This is a genomic window from Paenibacillus sp. SEL3 (assembly GCF_054602585.1).
In genome coordinates this window covers 312281-331182 of the sequence record NZ_CM137725.1, presented here as the reverse complement: position 1 = coordinate 331182, position 18902 = coordinate 312281, and the positions used below count along the sequence as shown (strand labels likewise).

The following is an 18902-nucleotide window of genomic DNA, read 5'->3' as shown; positions in this document are numbered from 1 at the left end:
ATGAGTCTACTTTTACAGGGTAGAACTTTATATAAAGTGAGATGAACATTCATGAGCGTAGCCGAATTGAACACGGTCAATATGGCAGAAGTGCTTATTAACGCCTATGAATTGGGCGATATGGTCAACCGATCCTTTGAGGTATCGGATTATTTATATTGGAAGCAGCGTGTGGAATTGAATCCGTCTATTCAGGCGTGTGTACGCAAGCTGGATGCCAAAAAGGAGCTATTCGCGGAAACGGAGCGTTTTGGGCATTTTCATCCGAACTATCATGAAGCGAAGGATGCAGTGCAGGTCGTTGAGCTGGAACTGGAACAATTCGTGGATGTTAAGGAGTTCAAACGAGCCGAAAAGGCGCTGGATGATATGCTTCATGCCATGTCTGAAACGATTGCATATTCCGTGTCCGAGACTATTAAGGTGCCGAGCAACGATCCGAATGTGAAAAAAGGCGGATGTGGCAGCGGAGGGAAATGCTCCTGTGGATAGGTCATAGGAATGATACCGAATGGAGGGGAGATGAAGCGAATGTTTGCCGAGCGGACAGGGTACATCATTTGGGTAAGCGATATCAAGGCTGCCCGCAATCTGGAGAAATACGGAAATGTCCACTTTATTTCAAAGCGTATGCATTATGTAGTGATATATATGAATGCGGATCGGGCAGAAGACACCGTTAAAAATATTCGCAGACTTTCCTATGTGCGTAAGGTCGAGCGCTCTTTTCGAAATGAGATTAGGACGGATTACAACGACGATAAGGAAAAGATGAAAGAATATGAAATATAATCTCAAATGTCTATAAATTGTAAACTTTTCTTGAAAGGTCAGCCTACAGGCTGGCTTTTTTTTGTGAAGTCAGGACTTTTGCATAATGGTCTTGATGCTGTTAGACCTAAAAAATCTTTAAATATCACCCATAAACTTCAATTTTGTAACTTGTAGTCCCGGGTCTGTTGAGGTAACATATGAATATATTGGTAGATATAAAGACCTATCTGGTGGGGAGAGTGATCCCGTGCGTGACAAAGCAATGCAGCGATGGAGTACATACGAACCGTTCTACGTGGAGATGGGCGATAAAAAAGTCGCCGATATCGTGATAACAAATCATGCGAAAACACGTTACTTAGATCGGGTAGAGCAGAAACAGTCCGAGACGAATCATATCGCCGCCTGGCTTTGGGAATGCCTGAAGCAAAACAGGATGGAGTCCTATTATCATAACGAAGAGGATGTATATTTAATTGATGGTGATCTGGTCGTCGTGGCCGAATTTGGAGAGTTGCCCGGCGAGATGGATATTGCGGGGAATCCGCTTCACAAAATGATTGTCATTACCTTTTTGGGCCGGATGTCGGAGACCATTGAATTAAGGGATTTGAAGTCATACTATTCATGGTTACGCCATTCGCGGCGCATGACACTGATGAAAAGCACTCGTAAGCAAAAATAGACGGTCATTTGGAGAACGGCTTCAGATGAAAAAATCTCCAAACTTCCTGAATACCGTTAAGTTTAAGTAGAAAGTATGCAGTTATTAGCTGCATGCTTTTTTTATTTTCCAATAATAAAACTACCCAATTCAGTAAGTTTACTTGGAAATGCTTCGACAGACGTTTTTCTTATGTTAAAATAGGGAGAACAGAGGGGAGAGGGCTGTCAGTATGAACTTTCATCAGTTGCACATTTTTTATACCGTAGCGGAACGCGGGAGCTTCTCGGCGGCGGCACAAGCGCTGCATATGACACAACCTGCGGTGACGATGCAAATTCAGTCTTTGGAAGATTATTTTGGCACAAAACTGCTGCAACGTTCGACTAAAAAAATCGAACTTTCAGAGGCGGGAGCGACACTCCTGCCTTTTGCGAAAAAAAGCATGCAACTGATCAGGGAAGCTGACGAGGCGATGTCTGCTTTTACTCACATGTTGGAGGGAAGATTGCATATTGGCGCCAGCCTAACGATTGGTGAGTATATTGTACCCAGAATGCTGGGACCGTTTGGTCAGGAATACCCTCATATACGCATGGCGATGAATGTGATGAATACAACTCAGATTATGGATGATATACTAAAACATCAGCTGAATTTAGGACTGATTGAGGCCCCAGTCCAGCATCCGGATATCGTGGTGGAACCTGTGATGCAGGACGAACTGAAATTGATTGTGCCTTCAGGACATGCGCTGGCCAAGGCTAAAAAAGTGGTTCTGGAAGATGTGTTCAAGCATCCTTTTGTAGCCAGAGAAAAGGGATCTGGTACACGTCAAGTAATAGAAGATGAGCTGAAAAATCGTGGTATGGATGCCTCCCGACTTGGGATTGTAATGGAGATGGGGAGCACTGGAGCGGTTAAATCGGCGGTGGAGGCTGGACTGGGTATTACCATGCTATCACCATCTTCGGTGAAGCATGAAGTTGCGCTCGGATTATTGAAAATTGTAAATATTTCAGATATCACGTTCAAACGAGAATTTTATGCAATTCATTTGAAGTCGGCGTTGTTGCCGATTCCGGTAGTAACCTTCCTGTCTTACTTGCGTCGTCATGATCAGGGAACGGACGTCCTGAGGGACTCGCAGGACGAGCTTGCAAAGGTGAAAGAGAAGGAGGATGTATAATGAAGGAGCAGATTAACGTAAAACGATATGATTTACACACACACACCCAAGCATCTGACGGAATGCAACCACCTGCAGATAATGTGCGCTGGGCCAAGGAAAAAGGACTGGCAGGTGTGGCCATTACAGATCATGATACGGTAGCTGGCCTGGAGGAAGCTCTGGAAGAGGGAAAACGCATAGGAATTACTGTGGTGCCAGGAGTGGAAATTAGTACTCGAGCTGGCGATAAGGATATTCATATACTCGGTTATTTTATGGATTACCACAATAAAGTGTTTTTGGAACGGTTGGAAAAGCTTCGCCAGGCACGGGATACCCGTAATGATTTGATTTTGAGTCAATTGCGTAGTCTGGGTGTGGAAATCACACTGGGTGAAGTGGTGGCTACGATGGGCAGACCGCTGGCACCAGATGAAAGCATTGGACGTCCGCATATGGCGGATACGCTGGTTCAAAAAGGATATGCGAAGGATATGCGGGACGCGTTTGACCGTTACTTGGCGGAAGGAGCGCCCGGATATGTGTCTGTACCCCGTGTAGAGCCTGCGGAGGCCATAAACTGGATTCGTGAAGCAGGAGGGGTACCCGTGGTGGCCCACCCTGGCTTGTACGGAAATGATGAGCTGGTTCGTTCTATTATAGAGGAGGCGAAGCCTGCGGGCTTGGAGGTGCGACATTCGGACCATGATGCTGAGGCTGAGAGCCGATATACTGCGATGGCGGCGCAATATGGCCTCATTGCAACTGGCGGCTCGGATTTTCACGGCGCGCGTCAAGGTGTTATTTTTCACGGTGATCTGGGTAGCCGTAGTGTGGAAGGGCAGGTAGTCGAGGAATTGAGGAAGGCTGCTATTGGACAAAAGTAAATAAAAAGCCCCTTGCCTTATGCATGGAACACAAGAAGTGTACCGTGCAAAGAACAAAGGGCTTTTTTTGTGGGTTCAACAGGCTAGTAAGATTTAACCGTTTTTGATGCGATTCGGCAGCTTTTTGACTAGTTCCTCATCGGGTGTAATGAAAAGCGTACGCTGATGGTCGTAGATGACAAAGCCAGGTTTGGCTCCGCTAGGCTTACGTACATGTCGAATCAGGGTGGCGTCCACAGGTACACTGCTGGACTGCTTGGCCTGACTAAAATAAGCAGCGAGTTGAGCTGCTTCCTCCAGCGTCGCATCTCCGAATTGCTCAGCACGTATAACGACGTGTGACCCCGGAATATCCTTTGTGTGCAGCCAGGTGTCATTTGGTCCGGCCAGTCGATTTGTTACATATTCATTTTGCAAGTTGTTTTTGCCAACCAGTAACTCGATACCTTCGGATGATGTATAGACGTGCAGGGTTGGACGGTCGTTTTTCTTCTTTTTCTTTCCTTTTTTGACCCGATCTCTGAGATAGCCCTGCTGAACCAGTTCTTCACGTATTTCCTCAATGTCATTCATAGAGGCATGGGCTAGCTGCTGAAGAAGACTGTCCATATAACGGATTTCTTCGTGCGTTTTCTCCAGTTGTTCGTCAATGACAGCTAGGCTGTTTTTATATTTGTTGTATTTTTTAAAATACCGTTGCGCATTATCCGACGGGTTGAGTAGTGGGTCCAGTGGGATGGACATTGGACGCTGTTCCTCATCATAAAAGTTGATGATCGTCACTTCTTTGTCCCCTTTTTTCACCTCATGCAGCGAAGCGAACAGCAACTCTCCATAAATGCGAAATTGATCGGCATCTTCCGCCTCGGCCAAATCCTGTTGGAGATAGTCGAGTTTTTTTACGTTTTTACTCCGCTCATTTTGCAGAAACCGCAGTAGGTCACTGACCTTTTGCTTAACCGTATCCCTTTCTGCTTTTTCACCGAAGAAGTCTTCCATACACTCACTGATCGTAGCGTACTCCTTACGTTCTCCTTGGATCAACATCAGTGGAATGGCTGAGAATATCACTTTATCTTGTGCGTTTAGTCCAGATACCGGCTGAAAACGATGGTTCCGCACGTCATCCATGATGTGATTGAATGTACTCCATAGTGAACGATCACTATCACCAGATACTTCATTAGTTACTCGAGTTAGTATCTCTTCAGCAATGAGGGGACTGAGTCCAGTAAAAGTGTTCACGATCCAGCGTTTGGGAGCTTCTCCGGCCTCGAGTGCTGTTTGATACGAGGATATGAAAGCTGCCTCTTCTGTTTCTAGTGGATTTAGCTTGTTTTGTTCAGGAGGCTCCGTGTATTGAAAGCCGGGCATAATGACCCGATAGCTGCTAATAGACGGTGTAACATGATGAATGCCATCTAGCATCACGCCTGTTTCCGGGTCAAGCAAAATAATGTTGCTGTGTCTGCCCATCAGTTCAATGATAATTCGTTTGAGTGAAACATCTCCCAGTTCATCACGTTGACGTACATCCATGTGAATAATACGCTCCATGCCCACCTGCGTGATTTTCTCAATAACGCCTCCTTCGCAATGCTTGCGAAGAAGCATACAAAACATAGGGGCTTCTGTCGGATTAAGAAAGCTTTGTTCTGTAAAATGTACACGCGGGAAGGTCGGATTAGCTGACAGCAGCAGCTTTACGCTTCCGCCTTGTGCCCGCAGATTCAGCACGATATCGCGATCGTTTGGCTGATGTATTTTATTAATGCGCCCGCCTCGGATGCCTTGCAGTTCGTGTACGATAGCGCGGGTTACGATTCCGTCCAATGCCATAATTATGTTCTCCTTTGAAGCAAATGTATTTTCGCCTTCCTACTATGATACATAACTTTGGGACAAAACTTAAGCGGCTTTGTGATATTTCAGATCCTGTCCGAATAGATTGAATCTAGAAAGTCTGTCCAGCTTATCAGCAATCGCGGCACAAAAATATAATAACGGGCAGCCATCCTACGCACAACCGACGGAAGCGGACTATCTGACCGGGAGGGAATTGGGGAGAATGGAACAAGCACACTGGCACCAATTAAGCAATGAACAGCTTTCAACAAGTCTGGAAGTCGACCCGAAGCAGGGTCTTTCGGAGGAACAGCTTGCGGAACGAAGAGAAAGGTCAGGATGGAATGAGCTGAGCGAGGGGAAGCGAGTTTCGGCGATCTTGCTGCTGCTCAACCAGTTCAAGGATTTTATGATGCTTGTATTGATGGGAGCGACCCTGATATCCGGCCTGCTTGGCGAGTATTTGGACGCGATTACCATTATTGCTATTGTTGTACTGAATGGAATTCTTGGCTTTGTACAGGAATTCAGAGCTGAGCGTTCATTGCGAGCTTTGAGACAACTATCGGCTCCGACGGCCAAAGTGTTGCGGGGCGGAAAACGAATTCAAGTTCAAGCCAGAGAACTGGTACCGGGTGATATTGTGCTGCTGGAAAGTGGTGATCGCATTCCCGCAGATGTAAGGTGGTTGAGTACGAACGGCTGTGATGTAGAGGAGTCCGCCCTGACAGGTGAATCGGTTCCGGTGAGTAAGCATTGCCGCCCTATTCATGCCGCCGAGGTACCACTTGGGGATCAAAAAAACATCGGTTTTATGGGCACGATGATGACTAGAGGAACCGCACAAGGAATAGTTATACGTACAGGTATGAGTACCGAAATGGGTAAGATCGCAGACTTGATAGAAAATACGGAGTCGCAGGAGACACCGTTGCAGCACAGATTGGAGCAATTGGGCAAAATTTTGATTATCGTAGCGTTGGCGCTAACGGTGCTCGTTGTCGTAGCAGGCATTTTACATGGACAGCCAGCCATGAGCATGTTCTTGGCCGGAGTGAGCTTGGCTGTGGCGGCTATACCGGAAGGGTTGCCAGCTATTGTGACGATTGCGCTCGCATTGGGTGTGCAGCGTATGATTAAACGAAAGGCGATTGTGCGTAAGCTGCCTTCTGTTGAAACGCTCGGCTGTGCATCTGTCATTTGTTCCGACAAAACGGGTACCCTGACCCAAAATAAAATGACGGTTACCAAGCTATGGCTGGACGGCCGCTTCTGGGGAGTTACGGGAGAGGGCTATGACCCTCACGGGCATATTATGGATAGAGACCTTCCTGCCGATCTTAAAAACGGACAATCTCTGCGTAGACTGCTGCAAGCCAGTGTGCTTTGCAACAATGCGGAAATTGTTCAAGCCGATACAGAGGAGCTACGTTCGAAAAAGAAAACCAAAGAGCCGACGCCGTCCTCCGTTTGGGAGCTAAAGGGTGATCCGACGGAAGGAGCGCTGGTCACGTTAGCTGCCAAGGGCGGAGTCACGCGACAAGGGCTATATGAGCTATACACAAGGGAGCGAGAATTTCCTTTTGACTCGGATCGGAAGCGAATGTCGGTACTCGTACGCCACCAGGGAGGACACATTGTCTTTGCCAAAGGTGCACCGGATGTATTGCTGGGCCAGTGCTCCTACATTTTATGGGAAGGAAATGTCGTTCCGTTAACGGGTACGCTGCGCCAAAAGGTACTGGCAGCTAACGAAGGAATGGCCTCGGAGGCGCTACGTGTACTTGGTGTCGCTTACCGTGATATCCGCTCGCATGAGCGTGTCTCCACGGTTGAGGAGGCTGAAGCACAACTGATCTTTATCGGGCTGACAGGCATGATTGATCCGCCACGTCGCGAGGTTCGCGAAGCCATTGGCAAGTGTCGTCGTGCTGGCATTCGCACTGTGATGATTACCGGAGATCACGGTACAACTGCAGAGGCCATTGCACAGCAGCTGGGCATTTTTCAGCGCGGATCCCACGTGTTAACAGGACAGGAATTGTCTGCGATGGATGATGCGTCGCTGGACAAAGCCGTTGATACCGTCTCTGTATATGCACGGGTTTCGCCGGAGCACAAGCTACGGATCGTCAAGTCACTGCAAAGGCGCGGACATGTCGTAGCCATGACTGGAGATGGCGTCAATGACGCTCCAGCGATAAAGGCGTCGGACATCGGCATTGCAATGGGTATTACAGGGACGGACGTGACCAAAGAAGCGGCTGCGCTTGTTCTGAGTGATGATAATTTCTCTACGATTGTAGCCGCAATTGAGGAAGGACGGAATATTTACGAGAATATCCGTAAATTTATCCGTTATCTACTCGCCTCCAATGTGGGTGAAATTTTGACGATGTTTTTTGCCATGATGGCCGGGCTGCCATTACCTTTGTTACCGATCCAGATTTTATGGGTGAATCTGGTGACAGATGGCCTACCAGCGATGGCTCTGGGGGTGGACCAACCAGAAAAGGATCTCATGGAGCACAAACCTCGTGGCGCAAAGGAAAATATTTTTGCTCGTCGACTGGGCTGGAAAATCATTAGTCGTGGCTTGTTGATTGGTTTATGTACGCTAGCGGCCTTCTGGCTGACATTACGTATTGCACCGGATGACGCAGGACAACTGATCAAAGCACAGTCCGTTGCCTTTGCTACGCTAGTTCTGGCGCAGTTAATTCATGTGTTTGATTGCCGCAGTTCCCGTTCTATTTTCCATCGTAATCCGTTTCAAAATAGTTATCTTGTGCTTGCCGTGCTGTCTTCAATAGTACTAATGCTAGTGGTTATGTACGTGCCTATGCTGCAACCTATTTTCAAAACGGTACCGCTCGGTTTGCGTGAGTGGGCGCTATCCATTGTCGCAGCTGGGATTCCGACGTTTCTGATGGGAGCGGGAAGTGTGTGGGGCGGTCGACGCAACCGTCGTCGCGGCGGAAATACACACTTTTCAGCGGGACGTACGAAGTTTTCATCCTAGAAATCGGGTTATGCATATCGCATCGCTTTCCCACTATTGCCCTGTATGATATCATGGGATCAAAGCTTCATGAGGAACATGACATCAGCAGCAACGGCGGAGGTAAGCTATGGAATTCACAAAAATGAGCGGTCTAGGTAATGATTTTATCGTTTGGTTTGGGCATCAGGAGTTGCCGTCTGACGCCTCGGAATTAGCTGTTCGGCTATGTGATCGACATTTTGGTGTTGGCGCCGATGGGTTGGTATATATATTGCCATCAGAAAAAGCGGATTTCTGCATGCGCATTATTAACTCGGACGGCTCAGAGGCCGAACAATGCGGTAATGCTATCCGTTGTGCTGCCAAATACGTATATGACCGTAAGCATATCAACCGTGAACAGATCACGATTGAGACCTTGGGTGCAGGTGTACAGCAGGTCGAACTAACTGTAGAGAATGGACTTGTTCGTATGGTGAAGGTAGATATGGGAGAGCCAATTCTTGAGGGTTTGAAGATTCCAACTACACTGGATCTGACCAGCGTAATTAATGAGCCCATTGAAGCGGGAGGAAGTGGTTTTCGCTTTACGGCTGTATCTATGGGGAATCCGCACTGTGTCATTTATGTGGAGGATGCGCCAAGCTTTGATCTGGAAGCCTGGGGGCCAAAGCTGGAATGCCATCCGCTTTTCCCTAAGAAAACAAATGTTGAGTTCGCCACAGTACGTAGCCGTAAACATATAGATATGAGAGTATGGGAGAGAGGAGCCGGGCCAACGCTAGCTTGTGGAACCGGAGCCTGTGCTACGCTTGTGGCTTCTGTACTAAATGGATATAGCGACCGCCACGCCATTGTAAGCCTGAAGGGCGGCGATCTGGATATCGAATGGAACGAGGAAGATAATCACATATATATGACGGGTCCGGCTGAGATCGTGTACGAAGGTCGTCTGTTCTGAATCATGTGACTATAAAGATAACGTGCAACTACTTATGAATCGTATAGAAGTGAGTGAAGAGAAGACCTTAGTAGGTCTTCTCAGAGTGTCGAGAAAGTCCAACGGACTTTCCGGCACTTTATTTTTTATTTGGGGAAACTCAACTTTTAAAACAAAAATCGATTTAAAACGATCTGAGGACCCATTTTTATTTGATCAAAGTGGCCATTTTAAACCTGATTAAAAAACAGGGGGTTTCTCGACAGCCTGAGAAGACCTTAGTAGGTCTTCTTTTTTTGGACTTAGATGCCCCTGTATACAAGGAATACGATGAACAAAGCAACATTCTGTCTTTTTTTGGCGCCTGAACGATGTATAATATAGAAAATGAAAAACAATAAGGAGGCCGTTCATAGTGCGGAAATTTCGTTGGATTTCAACAGTTGCAGTCCTCATATTTGTAGCCACCGCGCTTCCGGTTCAGGCGGCGACCATTCCTGCCGCCGCGGAAACGACGGATAAGCAGGTTGGGTCGCTAACTCCGACAGTGGTAAGCCGTTTAGAAAAAGCGGTGCAAGAACTCATCGGCTCGAAGACAGCATTTCAATTTGACGATGTGACGGATATGGGGAAAACTTGGATTGTAGAGGGCGGACTGGAAGATGGAACTGCTACGTTGCAAACAGAATATAATAAAGAAAAAAATAGAGTAGATTCTACAACCATACGATATAAAATAAGCAGCTTGGGAAAAGCGATGAACGCGCCACTCAAGACGAAAGTACTAAACAGCGCCAAAGCGTTTGACAGCAAGCGTCCTTTGCAATTTGAAGCATTTTGGCGGGTCAAATCCCCTTATCAGTCCAACAAGCCATCAAATTACTGGGTATTTTGGGGCGCAGGAGAACAGGCTTCCTCGTTGTATGTAGATGTGGATCGAGGTAACGCTATTACCATCAACGCGGACTATGCGCTGAAGAAGGTGGACCCTCTGATACTGAACCGTGCAATGAACACATTTAAGCGTGTGAGTGGACAGCCAATTAAGGTGCAGCACGCTTCACGGTACAAGGACGAAACGAAGGGGCTTTCATATTGGTCGTTTGAGGATGCAAACGAGGCCAGTGAGGTCAAAATTAGCGCGGTAACCGGTAAAGTGCTGGCCGTATCCACCTATGGGGTGGACTGGAATGATGACGCAGATTTCAAAAAAACATTTGCAAGCCCGAAATATACTGCCTCAGAAGCTTTGAAGCTAGTCAAGCCCAAGGCTCAGATGTTATTTAATATCAATTTGACCGGCTATAAAGTGAAAGTTCAAGGGAATCAATATACGTTCTACAAGCAGCAAAAGGGAACGGATTCTATTGTGGCTAAAGTAAATAAAAAAGGGACTTTTTACGCTTACTCTCTCCATTCTTCCGTTGGGAAAATGTAGTAGGAAATAGAAAAGATGAATCAAGCCGCTCCACTCCTGATATCATATTGTCGGGGAGTGGGGCGGCTTTTTTTGTTTTTGGCTTATGTTTGAAGTCTCTTTATGTTACATTAGTATGAAAATAAAGAGCGGGGTGGAGCAGGGGACATGAAACCGGATTTGCGTACTGTGCTGAATCGTGAAATTATTGTCGGAGACGGCGCAATGGGGACTTTTTTATATCAGCTAGGATTTCCAGTAAATACGTCTTTCGAAGAACTGAACATCACTTCGCCTGATGTTATATCAGACGTGCATGGTCAATATTTAAGTGCAGGAGCTCGATTGCTGGAGACTAATACATTTTCTGCAAATGATTATAAGTTAGCCCGGTTTGGACTGGAATCTAAGGTAGAAGAGATCAATCGTGCTGGTGTGAGAATTGCCAGAGATGCGGCCGGACCTGAACATTATGTGGTAGGTGCAGTGGGTTCCATATGTGGGGGAAAGCGGCTTAACATATCAAAGCTGGAGCTGGCAAGAAACTATGAACAGCAAATTGATGCTCTTCTCTCCGAAGGAGTCGACGGTATTTTGTGCGAAACGTTTTATTCGCTGGATGAAATACGCATAGCGCTTCACAGTGTACGTAAATATAGTGATATTCCGGTGATTTGTCAGTTTGCGGTCGATCAGGTTGGTCGTACTCAGGATGGTTTTTTAGTCGCGGAAGCTTTTTCGGTGCTGCGTAATGAGGGGGCAGACATCCTTGGATTTAACTGTCACTCGGGTCCGCAGGGAATTATGAGTGTAATGGAGCAGCTGGACGGCCCTTTGTCTGTACCGTTGTCCGTATATCCGAATGCGGGACTAGCAGATTATGTGGACGGCCACTATGTATACGGTGCATCACCTGAATATTTTGGAGAATGTGCCAAAACCTTTGTAGACCTGGGAACGAGGCTGCTCGGTGGTTGCTGCGGAACTACACCGGATCATATTGCTGCTATATCCAAAGCCTTGAACCGTTTGCAACCGCCTCCTCTTGCTTCAAAAGAAGCTTTGTCGAAAGAGTCCTTTCAAGTGGCGGAGCAGATTGCAGATGAAGGGGAACGAGGAAATGGCAGACATACCAGTGAGCCCAACATCGTGGATCTTGTAAAGGAACGACATACGGTCATTGTAGAACTGGATCCTCCGCGCGATCTGGACATTACGAGGTTTATGCAAGGTGCTCATGCGTTGAAGAAAGCCGGGGCCGACGCGCTTACACTGGCTGACAACTCGCTTGCAGTCACTCGCATGAGCAACATGGCGCTTGGACATTTGGTCAGTATTGAAACAGGCTTGCGTCCATTAATTCATATAGCATGTCGTGATCGCAATCTGATTGGTACTCAATCCCACATGATGGGTTTTGACGCGCTCGGTATTGACCATGTACTGGCGGTTACTGGAGATCCGGCGCGGTTCGGTGATTTGCCAGGCGCCAGTTCGGTGTATGATATGACCTCTTTTGAAATCATACGCATGATCAAGCAATTAAATGATGGTGTCGCATTTTCCGGTAAGCCACTGAAGCAGAAAGCTAATTTTGTGGTAGGTGCCGCATTTAATCCTAACGTCAAGCATTTGGGTAAAGCCGTACAGCGGTTGGAGAAGAAAATTGCCTCCGGAGCCGACTATGTTATGACTCAGCCCGTATACGACCACGAGTTGATTGCAGCCATCGCGGAAGCGACACGACATTTGGAAGTACCGATTTTTATCGGTATTATGCCGCTGGCTAGTGGGCGCAATGCAGAATACTTGCACAATGAAGTACCAGGCATTCAGTTATCCGATGAGGTGCGTGCACGTATGTCTGGTCTTGAGGGTCCGGAAGGACGAACAATGGGTGTGTCTATTGCCAAGGAGCTACTCGATACGGCAATGGAACATTTTAATGGTATCTATTTTATGACTCCATTTATGTTCTATGAAATGACAGCTGAACTGACTTCTTACGTATGGCAAAAATCAGGCCGCGCACAGGCCCCCTTGTTTCGACTATAATAATCAATTACAATAGTATAATGGATGTGATGCCGATGTCATTGAGTATGACCGGATACGGTCAAGCTATCCTTCATTATGAGGGCTATAAAGTGCGCTTGGAATTGAAATCGGTAAATCACCGCTATTGCGAAGTGATGATGAGAATTCCGCGCGAATGGACTCGTTACGAAGATGGCTTGAGAAGAACGGTTCAACAGCAGATTAAACGCGGTCGTATCGATGTCTTTATCCACAGGGAACGTGATGAAGAACAGATGCCCGCCGCGCGGTTAAATGACACTGTGGTGCAGGCTTACCTGCATGCAGCGGAGCAGCTGGCGGATCGTTATGGAGTGAAAGGAACGTTAGGGATAAGCGATATTCTTGCTTTGCCTGACGTTCTGGGTGAGCCTGGAGAGGCTTTCCATGGAGACGAAGAGGACTGGGAAGAGCAACTACAGCGAGCTTTGAATGAAGCTTTGCAAGGTTTACTGGAGATGAGAAGGCGAGAAGGCGGGCATTTGGCGCAAGATGTGAAATCCCGTATTTTACGTCTGGAATCCCTGCATCATGAAATGACGGTGCTGGCTCCTCATGTTGTGAGCGACTACCGTAACAGGCTGAAACACAGGCTTAAAGAGCTTCAGGACGGTTCATTTACGCTTGATGAACATAAGTTCGGAATGGAGATTGCGTTATTCGCGGATCGCAGCAATATTGATGAGGAACTTACCCGGCTTCAAAGTCACTTTGGGCAGTGCAAGGGGTTGCTGCTATCGGACGAGCCGGCCGGTCGCAAATTAGATTTTTTAATCCAGGAAATGAACAGAGAAGTCAACACGATCGGCTCCAAGGCTAATCATCTCAACTTGGTTAATTTGGTCGTTGAGATGAAAGCAGAGCTCGAGAAAATTCGTGAGCAGGCTGCAAATATTGAGTAGCTACCTGGTAGCGGCACGGCTGCAAGAGTCACATGTATAGGGGGAAAGACCTGAATATGGCAATCAAATTGATCAATATTGGTTTCGGCAATATCGTGTCGGCCAACCGAATTATCTCCATCGTCAGTCCGGAGTCTGCTCCGATCAAGCGGATTATACAGGAAGCCAGGGACCGTCATATGCTAATTGATGCTACCTATGGCCGCCGGACGCGGGCTGTTATTATTACAGACAGTGATCATGTAATCCTGTCTGCGGTGCAGCCGGAGACGGTCGCTCATCGCCTATCCACTAAAGATGATGACAATGACGAATAAAAATGGAGTGTACTATGGCTAAGGGATTATTATTTGTAATATCCGGACCTTCGGGTGTCGGTAAAGGGACGGTAGGCAACGCATTGCGTGACAAGCTACCAGAGATAACGTACTCCGTTTCTGCTACAACTCGAACACCTCGTTCGGGTGAACAGGATGGAGTGACCTATTTTTTTAAAACGCGTGAAGAATTTTTGGGTATGATTGAACGAGATGAAATGCTGGAGTATGCTGAGTATGTAGGGAACTATTATGGTACTCCACGTGATTTTGTAGATCAGACGCTTGCGCAGGGAAAAGATATTTTTCTGGAGATTGAAGTTCAGGGAGCGCTAAAGGTTAAAGAAAAATTTCCAGAAGGCATATTCATTTTTCTGCTTCCGCCTTCGCTAGATGAATTAAAGGATAGAATCCGGGGACGGGGCACAGAAACTCAAGCGACCATAGACCACCGTATGTCGGTAGCTGTGGATGAAATGAATCTGTTGCGTCACTATGATTATGCGGTTGTCAATGATGAGATTGATTTCGCTTGTAAACGAATAGAATCCATTATTATCGCCGAACATTGTAAGGTTCATCCTTAAACGAGGGCTTTACATATGCCAAGCGTACCTAAAGAGAAATAATACTGTATAAGCTGAGCTTGAAGGTGTACACTGGAGTTCAGCTTATACAGTCCCAAAACTACATGAAGAGGTGTCTATTCGTGCTGTATCCTTCCATTGATGAAATGATGAAAAAGGCAGATAGTAAGTATTCGTTGGTTGTAGCGGCTTCACGTCGTGCCAGACAGTTGCGCGAGGGTGAAAAGACGACCCTCAAGAATCCTAAATCCCACAAACAGGTTGGAGTGGCGTTGGAAGAGATTTACGCGGATCATCTGCGTCTTGAAAGCGGCGAAGACGAGTAAGAATTATACACAACTATTATAACCGGGCGCAATGCCAATTCCTTTGACAACCGCAAGGTTGTTATTTTTTTAGGTCAGGGGGAGTTAACGATGTTGAAGGGGAAAGTTATTATTCTTGGTATAACCGGTGGAATTGCTGCTTACAAAGGGGCTGCGTTATGTAGTAGGTTGACACAAAAGGGCGCCGATGTTCATGTGATTATGACAGCCTCTGCTAAGGAGTTTATTACCGAGCTTACACTGCAGTCGCTCTCTCGTAATCCGGTGTACAGTGATACGTTTGATGAAAGAGAGCCGTCCGTCGTATCCCATATTCATCTGGCAGATGCGGCTGATTTGGTGCTTGTTGCACCTGCAACTGCGAATATTATTGGAAAAATGGCGCATGGCCTTGCTGATGATATGTTGTCTACAACGTTGTTGGCTACAACAGCGCCTATTATGGTGGCACCTGCGATGAATGTACATATGTACACTCATCCGGCAGTCATGCAAAATATGGAGACGCTTGTATCACGTGGTGTGAAGATGATTGAGCCTGGTGAAGGATTACTGGCTTGCGGTTACGTTGGCAAAGGACGTTTGGAAGAGCCGGACACAATTGTGCAAACGATAGAGCACTTTTTTGATCAGCAAGCCCAGGAACAAAAAAACAACATTAAGTCTGAATCCCGATGGTTTGGTGGCGAATCTATGGAGGCTCAAGTGCCTGAGTCACCTGTGAATGAGAATGAATCGGTGCTTTCAGGTAAAAAAGTCATTGTAACGGCTGGAGGCACGATCGAGCGAATTGATCCAGTGCGTTATATCACAAATGATTCATCTGGAAAAATGGGCTTCGCCATTGCAAAAGTGGCTCAAAAGATGGGGGCAGAGGTGCACTTGATTGCTGCCAATACCAGTGCGGAACCGCCTGCTGGTATTATGCTTGAAAGAGTCCAGTCGGCTGAAGACATGTACGCAGCTGTATTAAAACAATGGGAAACGAGCGATATGGTGGTTATGGCTGCTGCAGTTGCAGATTATCGACCACGTGAGATAGCACAGACCAAGATCAAGAAAAAAGATAGTGTATTTACGCTAGAGTTAGTGAAGAACGTCGATATTCTAGAATCACTCGGACGGAGTAAGAAACATCAATTTTTAATTGGCTTTGCAGCTGAAACTGAACATTTGGAGACGTATGCGAAAGATAAATTAGAACGTAAAAATTGTGATTTGATCGCGGCAAACGATGTAACTGTGAATGGTGCTGGTTTTGGCGTCGATACGAATGCTGTTCAAATTTATGACCGAAGCGGGATCGTTGAGCGTATTCCTGTACAGTCAAAGGAAGAAGTTGCGCGTAAGTTGCTTACTATAGCCGCGGGACGCATGGGTGGGGTGCTGCATTAATGGAGACGGGCAATTTAGTTGCCAAGGTCATTGTCGATGTACCTGCCAAGGATACGGACCGCACCTTCGATTATCTGATACCGGATTCAATGAGACCTTGGATTGAGCCGGGTAGTCGGGTAGCTGTGCCATTTGGCAAACGGACGGTGCAGGCTTTCGTCATCTCGGTAGTCCCAGCTGAGGAACCACCGAAATACAGGATGAGAGCGATTCAGGAGTTGCTGGATTTGGTGCCACCTTTATCTGCCGACCTAGTCGAACTGGGCAAGTGGATGAGTGAACGTTATGCTTGTAATCAAATTATGGCATTGCAAGTGATGATTCCTACCGCGCTCAAAGGCAAAGCAGAACGTTATATCTCAATTGCGGAACAGCATGAGTTAACGCATCCACAGCGTAGTATACAACCGAATCAGGGCGATGAGCTCGAATGGGCACTTCTGACCGACGATGGTATGAGTGATCCGACAGAGCGTCGGATTGTCAGCTTCATTCAGGAGAAGGAGCAAGTCCCGTTGCAGCAACTCAGTCGACGTTTCCCTGAGGAAGCGGAGGTTATTAAATCACTGTTACGCCGGGGTGTGCTTCAGGAAAGTCAAGTTATTAAAGACAAGCTTGGCAAAAAGACCATGAAATCCGTTGATCTGGCTATCGGCATAGACGAGGCATCAACGGTACTGGAGCAATTTTCTGCCAAAGCACAGCGTCAGCGGGAGGTACTTGCTTTTTTGCTGGAACGTAGCGAGTTTTTGCCTCTGTCGCTCAAGGAAGTCATGACCTCATTGAGTGTGTCTGCTGCAACGGTTAAGGCGCTGGAAGATAAGGGCTATGTGTTGCTGGAGGATGTCGAAGTGTTCCGCGACCCGTACCGGGGCAGACACTTCAAGCCTACAGAGCCACTCCCTCTCACAGCAGAGCAGCAGTCGGTGTATGAACGGATTATTCGCCAGCTGGACACGCGTGAGCAAGGAGCTTATTTGTTGCATGGAGTCACGGGGAGCGGTAAGACGGAAATTTATCTACAGACGATTCAACGTTGTATCGAGCAGAATCGGCAGGCCATTGTGCTGGTACCTGAAATATCGTTAACCCCACAAATGGTTGAGCGTTTTAAAGGTCGGTTTGGCGATCAGGTAGCAGTGATGCACAGTAGGTTGTCTGGAGGAGAACGGTACGATGAGTGGCGCAAAATACGCGAAGGCCGTGTGAAAGTGGCGATTGGTGCTCGCTCGGCAGTATTTGCGCCTTTTCGTGAGTTAGGTCTTATTATTATGGATGAGGAGCACGAAACGTCCTATAAGCAGGAAGAGACACCTAAATACCATGCGCGTGATGTCGCCATTCGCAGAGCCCATCAGCATGGGGCTGTCGTTATTCTCGGCTCGGCTACACCGTCGCTGGAAAGCTACTATGCGGCTCGCTCACAAAGCAACGACGAGTTTGCGCCGTTGCTACTTGAAATGCCAACTCGCGCATTGGGGAACACGTTACCCGAAGTACATATCATGGATATGCGTGAGGAACTGCGTGCTGGCAACCGCTCTATGTTTAGCCGTGCGTTGCATAATGGGATTGCAGAGCGGTTAGAGCGTAAGGAGCAGACGGTGCTCCTGTTGAATCGGCGTGGACACTCCACATTCGTCATGTGCCGTAGCTGTGGCTATGTGGCGGGCTGTCCGCATTGTGATATTTCGCTTACGTATCATCAGCGGTCGAACAATTTACGTTGTCATTACTGTGGTTATTCCGAGCCTGTGCCTCAGACTTGCCCTGAATGCGGTAGTGAGCATATTCGCTATTTCGGTACAGGTACCCAGCGAGTGGAAGAAGAGCTGGCGAAGCTATTCCCCGGTATACGTGTTGTTCGAATGGATGTTGATACAACGACAGAAAAAAATGCCCACGAAAAGCTCCTCAAGCAATTTCGTGATAAAAAAGCGGACGTGCTGCTCGGTACTCAAATGGTTGCCAAAGGCCTGGACTTTCCCGATGTGACACTGGTTGGTGTCATTACTGCGGATTCAGCTCTCAATTTACCGGATTTTCGGGCTGCGGAAAAGACATTTCAGCTGTTAACACAAGTAGCTGGACGTGCTGGGAGACATCAATTGCCAGGGGAAGTATTCGTACAATCCTATACTCCAGAGCATTATTCGGTGATTCACGCAAGTCGCCATGATTATGCTTCTTTTGTGAGGGAAGAATTGAAACACCGCCGCAATTTGCACTATCCACCATATTGTCGTCTTATTTTGGTAACCTTTTCTCATGAACAACTCCCGGTGCTGGTTCGGCTGGCTGAGAATTATTCAGCAACACTACAGGGACGGGCCAGACAACGGGGCTGGTTCGGGAATATGGATCGTCTTACATCGGATGTACTCGACATTTTGGGACCAGTAGCTTCACCCATTTCGAGAATCAAGAATAGATACCGATTTCAATGTATGATAAAATGGCGTGGAAATATCGACGCCATTAGTTTGGCTCAGCAAGTAGCTGATGAAATGGCCGAATCCGCACAGGCGCAAAAGTTGCTGATTAGTCTGGATGTTGATCCACAAATGCTTATGTAGAGCGTTGCCACAAAAGTTATT

16 protein-coding genes are annotated in these 18902 nt (G+C 47.2%); 15 read left to right on the top strand and 1 reads right to left on the bottom strand.

The window, feature by feature from the left end:
- Positions 1-51: 51 nt before the first annotated feature.
- The 5 genes from ACYCS5_RS01700 (at position 52) to ACYCS5_RS01680 (ending at position 3496) form a co-directional block, all read left to right on the top strand.
- On the top strand, positions 52-492 hold the full coding sequence (locus ACYCS5_RS01700) for a YlbF/YmcA family competence regulator (RefSeq protein ID WP_013310906.1): 441 nt from the start codon (positions 52-54) through the stop codon (positions 490-492).
- Positions 493-531: 39 nt separating this feature from the next.
- Positions 532-792, top strand: coding sequence for a YlbG family protein (locus ACYCS5_RS01695; protein WP_029517637.1), 261 nt, complete (start codon positions 532-534; stop codon positions 790-792).
- Positions 793-1021: 229 nt separating this feature from the next.
- Positions 1022-1459: a hypothetical protein gene (locus tag ACYCS5_RS01690; protein WP_025717787.1), complete on the top strand. Its 438-nt coding sequence runs from the start codon at positions 1022-1024 to the stop codon at positions 1457-1459.
- Between the two features lie 211 nt (positions 1460-1670).
- On the top strand, positions 1671-2627 hold the full coding sequence (locus ACYCS5_RS01685; RefSeq protein ID WP_069010585.1) for a selenium metabolism-associated LysR family transcriptional regulator: 957 nt from the start codon (positions 1671-1673) through the stop codon (positions 2625-2627).
- Positions 2627-3496, top strand: a complete 870-nt coding sequence (locus ACYCS5_RS01680) for a PHP domain-containing protein (RefSeq protein WP_342434280.1) — start codon at positions 2627-2629, stop codon at positions 3494-3496. Before ACYCS5_RS01685 ends, ACYCS5_RS01680 begins: the two co-directional genes overlap by 1 nt.
- 93 nt (positions 3497-3589) lie before the next feature.
- On the opposite strand, the gene ACYCS5_RS01675 is transcribed toward ACYCS5_RS01680, so the two are convergent.
- Complete coding sequence (locus tag ACYCS5_RS01675; protein ID WP_459760707.1) at positions 3590-5335, bottom strand: Rqc2 family fibronectin-binding protein; 1746 nt, start codon at positions 5333-5335, stop codon at positions 3590-3592.
- Between the two features lie 229 nt (positions 5336-5564).
- Between ACYCS5_RS01675 and ACYCS5_RS01670 the strand changes: the two genes are divergently transcribed.
- The 10 genes from ACYCS5_RS01670 to priA all read left to right on the top strand — a co-directional run bounded on the left by ACYCS5_RS01670 (position 5565) and on the right by priA (position 18881).
- Complete coding sequence (locus ACYCS5_RS01670; protein WP_029517633.1) at positions 5565-8363, top strand: calcium-translocating P-type ATPase, SERCA-type; 2799 nt, start codon at positions 5565-5567, stop codon at positions 8361-8363.
- A gap of 109 nt (positions 8364-8472) precedes the next feature.
- On the top strand, positions 8473-9306 hold the full coding sequence (gene dapF, locus ACYCS5_RS01665; protein ID WP_459760706.1) for a diaminopimelate epimerase: 834 nt from the start codon (positions 8473-8475) through the stop codon (positions 9304-9306).
- A gap of 394 nt (positions 9307-9700) precedes the next feature.
- Positions 9701-10723 (top strand): hypothetical protein, encoded by a 1023-nt coding sequence (locus ACYCS5_RS01660; RefSeq protein ID WP_340885819.1) that lies wholly within the window; start codon positions 9701-9703, stop codon positions 10721-10723.
- A 147-nt stretch (positions 10724-10870) separates the two neighbouring features.
- A complete protein-coding gene (locus tag ACYCS5_RS01655) occupies positions 10871-12757 on the top strand; it encodes a bifunctional homocysteine S-methyltransferase/methylenetetrahydrofolate reductase (RefSeq protein WP_459760705.1) in 1887 nt (628 codons plus the stop codon).
- A 35-nt stretch (positions 12758-12792) separates the two neighbouring features.
- Complete coding sequence (locus ACYCS5_RS01650; protein WP_029517198.1) at positions 12793-13680, top strand: YicC/YloC family endoribonuclease; 888 nt, start codon at positions 12793-12795, stop codon at positions 13678-13680.
- A 56-nt stretch (positions 13681-13736) separates the two neighbouring features.
- Positions 13737-13997 carry an extracellular matrix/biofilm regulator RemA gene (gene remA, locus ACYCS5_RS01645; protein WP_005548256.1) on the top strand — a complete coding sequence of 87 codons (261 nt, stop codon included), beginning with the start codon at positions 13737-13739 and terminating at the stop codon, positions 13995-13997.
- A gap of 14 nt (positions 13998-14011) precedes the next feature.
- A complete protein-coding gene (gene gmk, locus ACYCS5_RS01640) occupies positions 14012-14584 on the top strand; it encodes a guanylate kinase (protein WP_013310894.1) in 573 nt (190 codons plus the stop codon).
- A gap of 122 nt (positions 14585-14706) precedes the next feature.
- The gene (gene rpoZ, locus ACYCS5_RS01635; protein ID WP_013310893.1) at positions 14707-14910 is read left to right on the top strand and encodes a DNA-directed RNA polymerase subunit omega; all 204 of its coding nucleotides are present in this window, start codon (positions 14707-14709) and stop codon (positions 14908-14910) included.
- A gap of 90 nt (positions 14911-15000) precedes the next feature.
- Positions 15001-16305 (top strand): bifunctional phosphopantothenoylcysteine decarboxylase/phosphopantothenate--cysteine ligase CoaBC, encoded by a 1305-nt coding sequence (gene coaBC, locus ACYCS5_RS01630; RefSeq protein ID WP_342444205.1) that lies wholly within the window; start codon positions 15001-15003, stop codon positions 16303-16305.
- The gene (gene priA, locus ACYCS5_RS01625) at positions 16305-18881 is read left to right on the top strand and encodes a primosomal protein N' (RefSeq protein ID WP_029517200.1); all 2577 of its coding nucleotides are present in this window, start codon (positions 16305-16307) and stop codon (positions 18879-18881) included. Before coaBC ends, priA begins: the two co-directional genes overlap by 1 nt.
- The last annotated feature ends 21 nt before the right edge of the window (positions 18882-18902 follow it).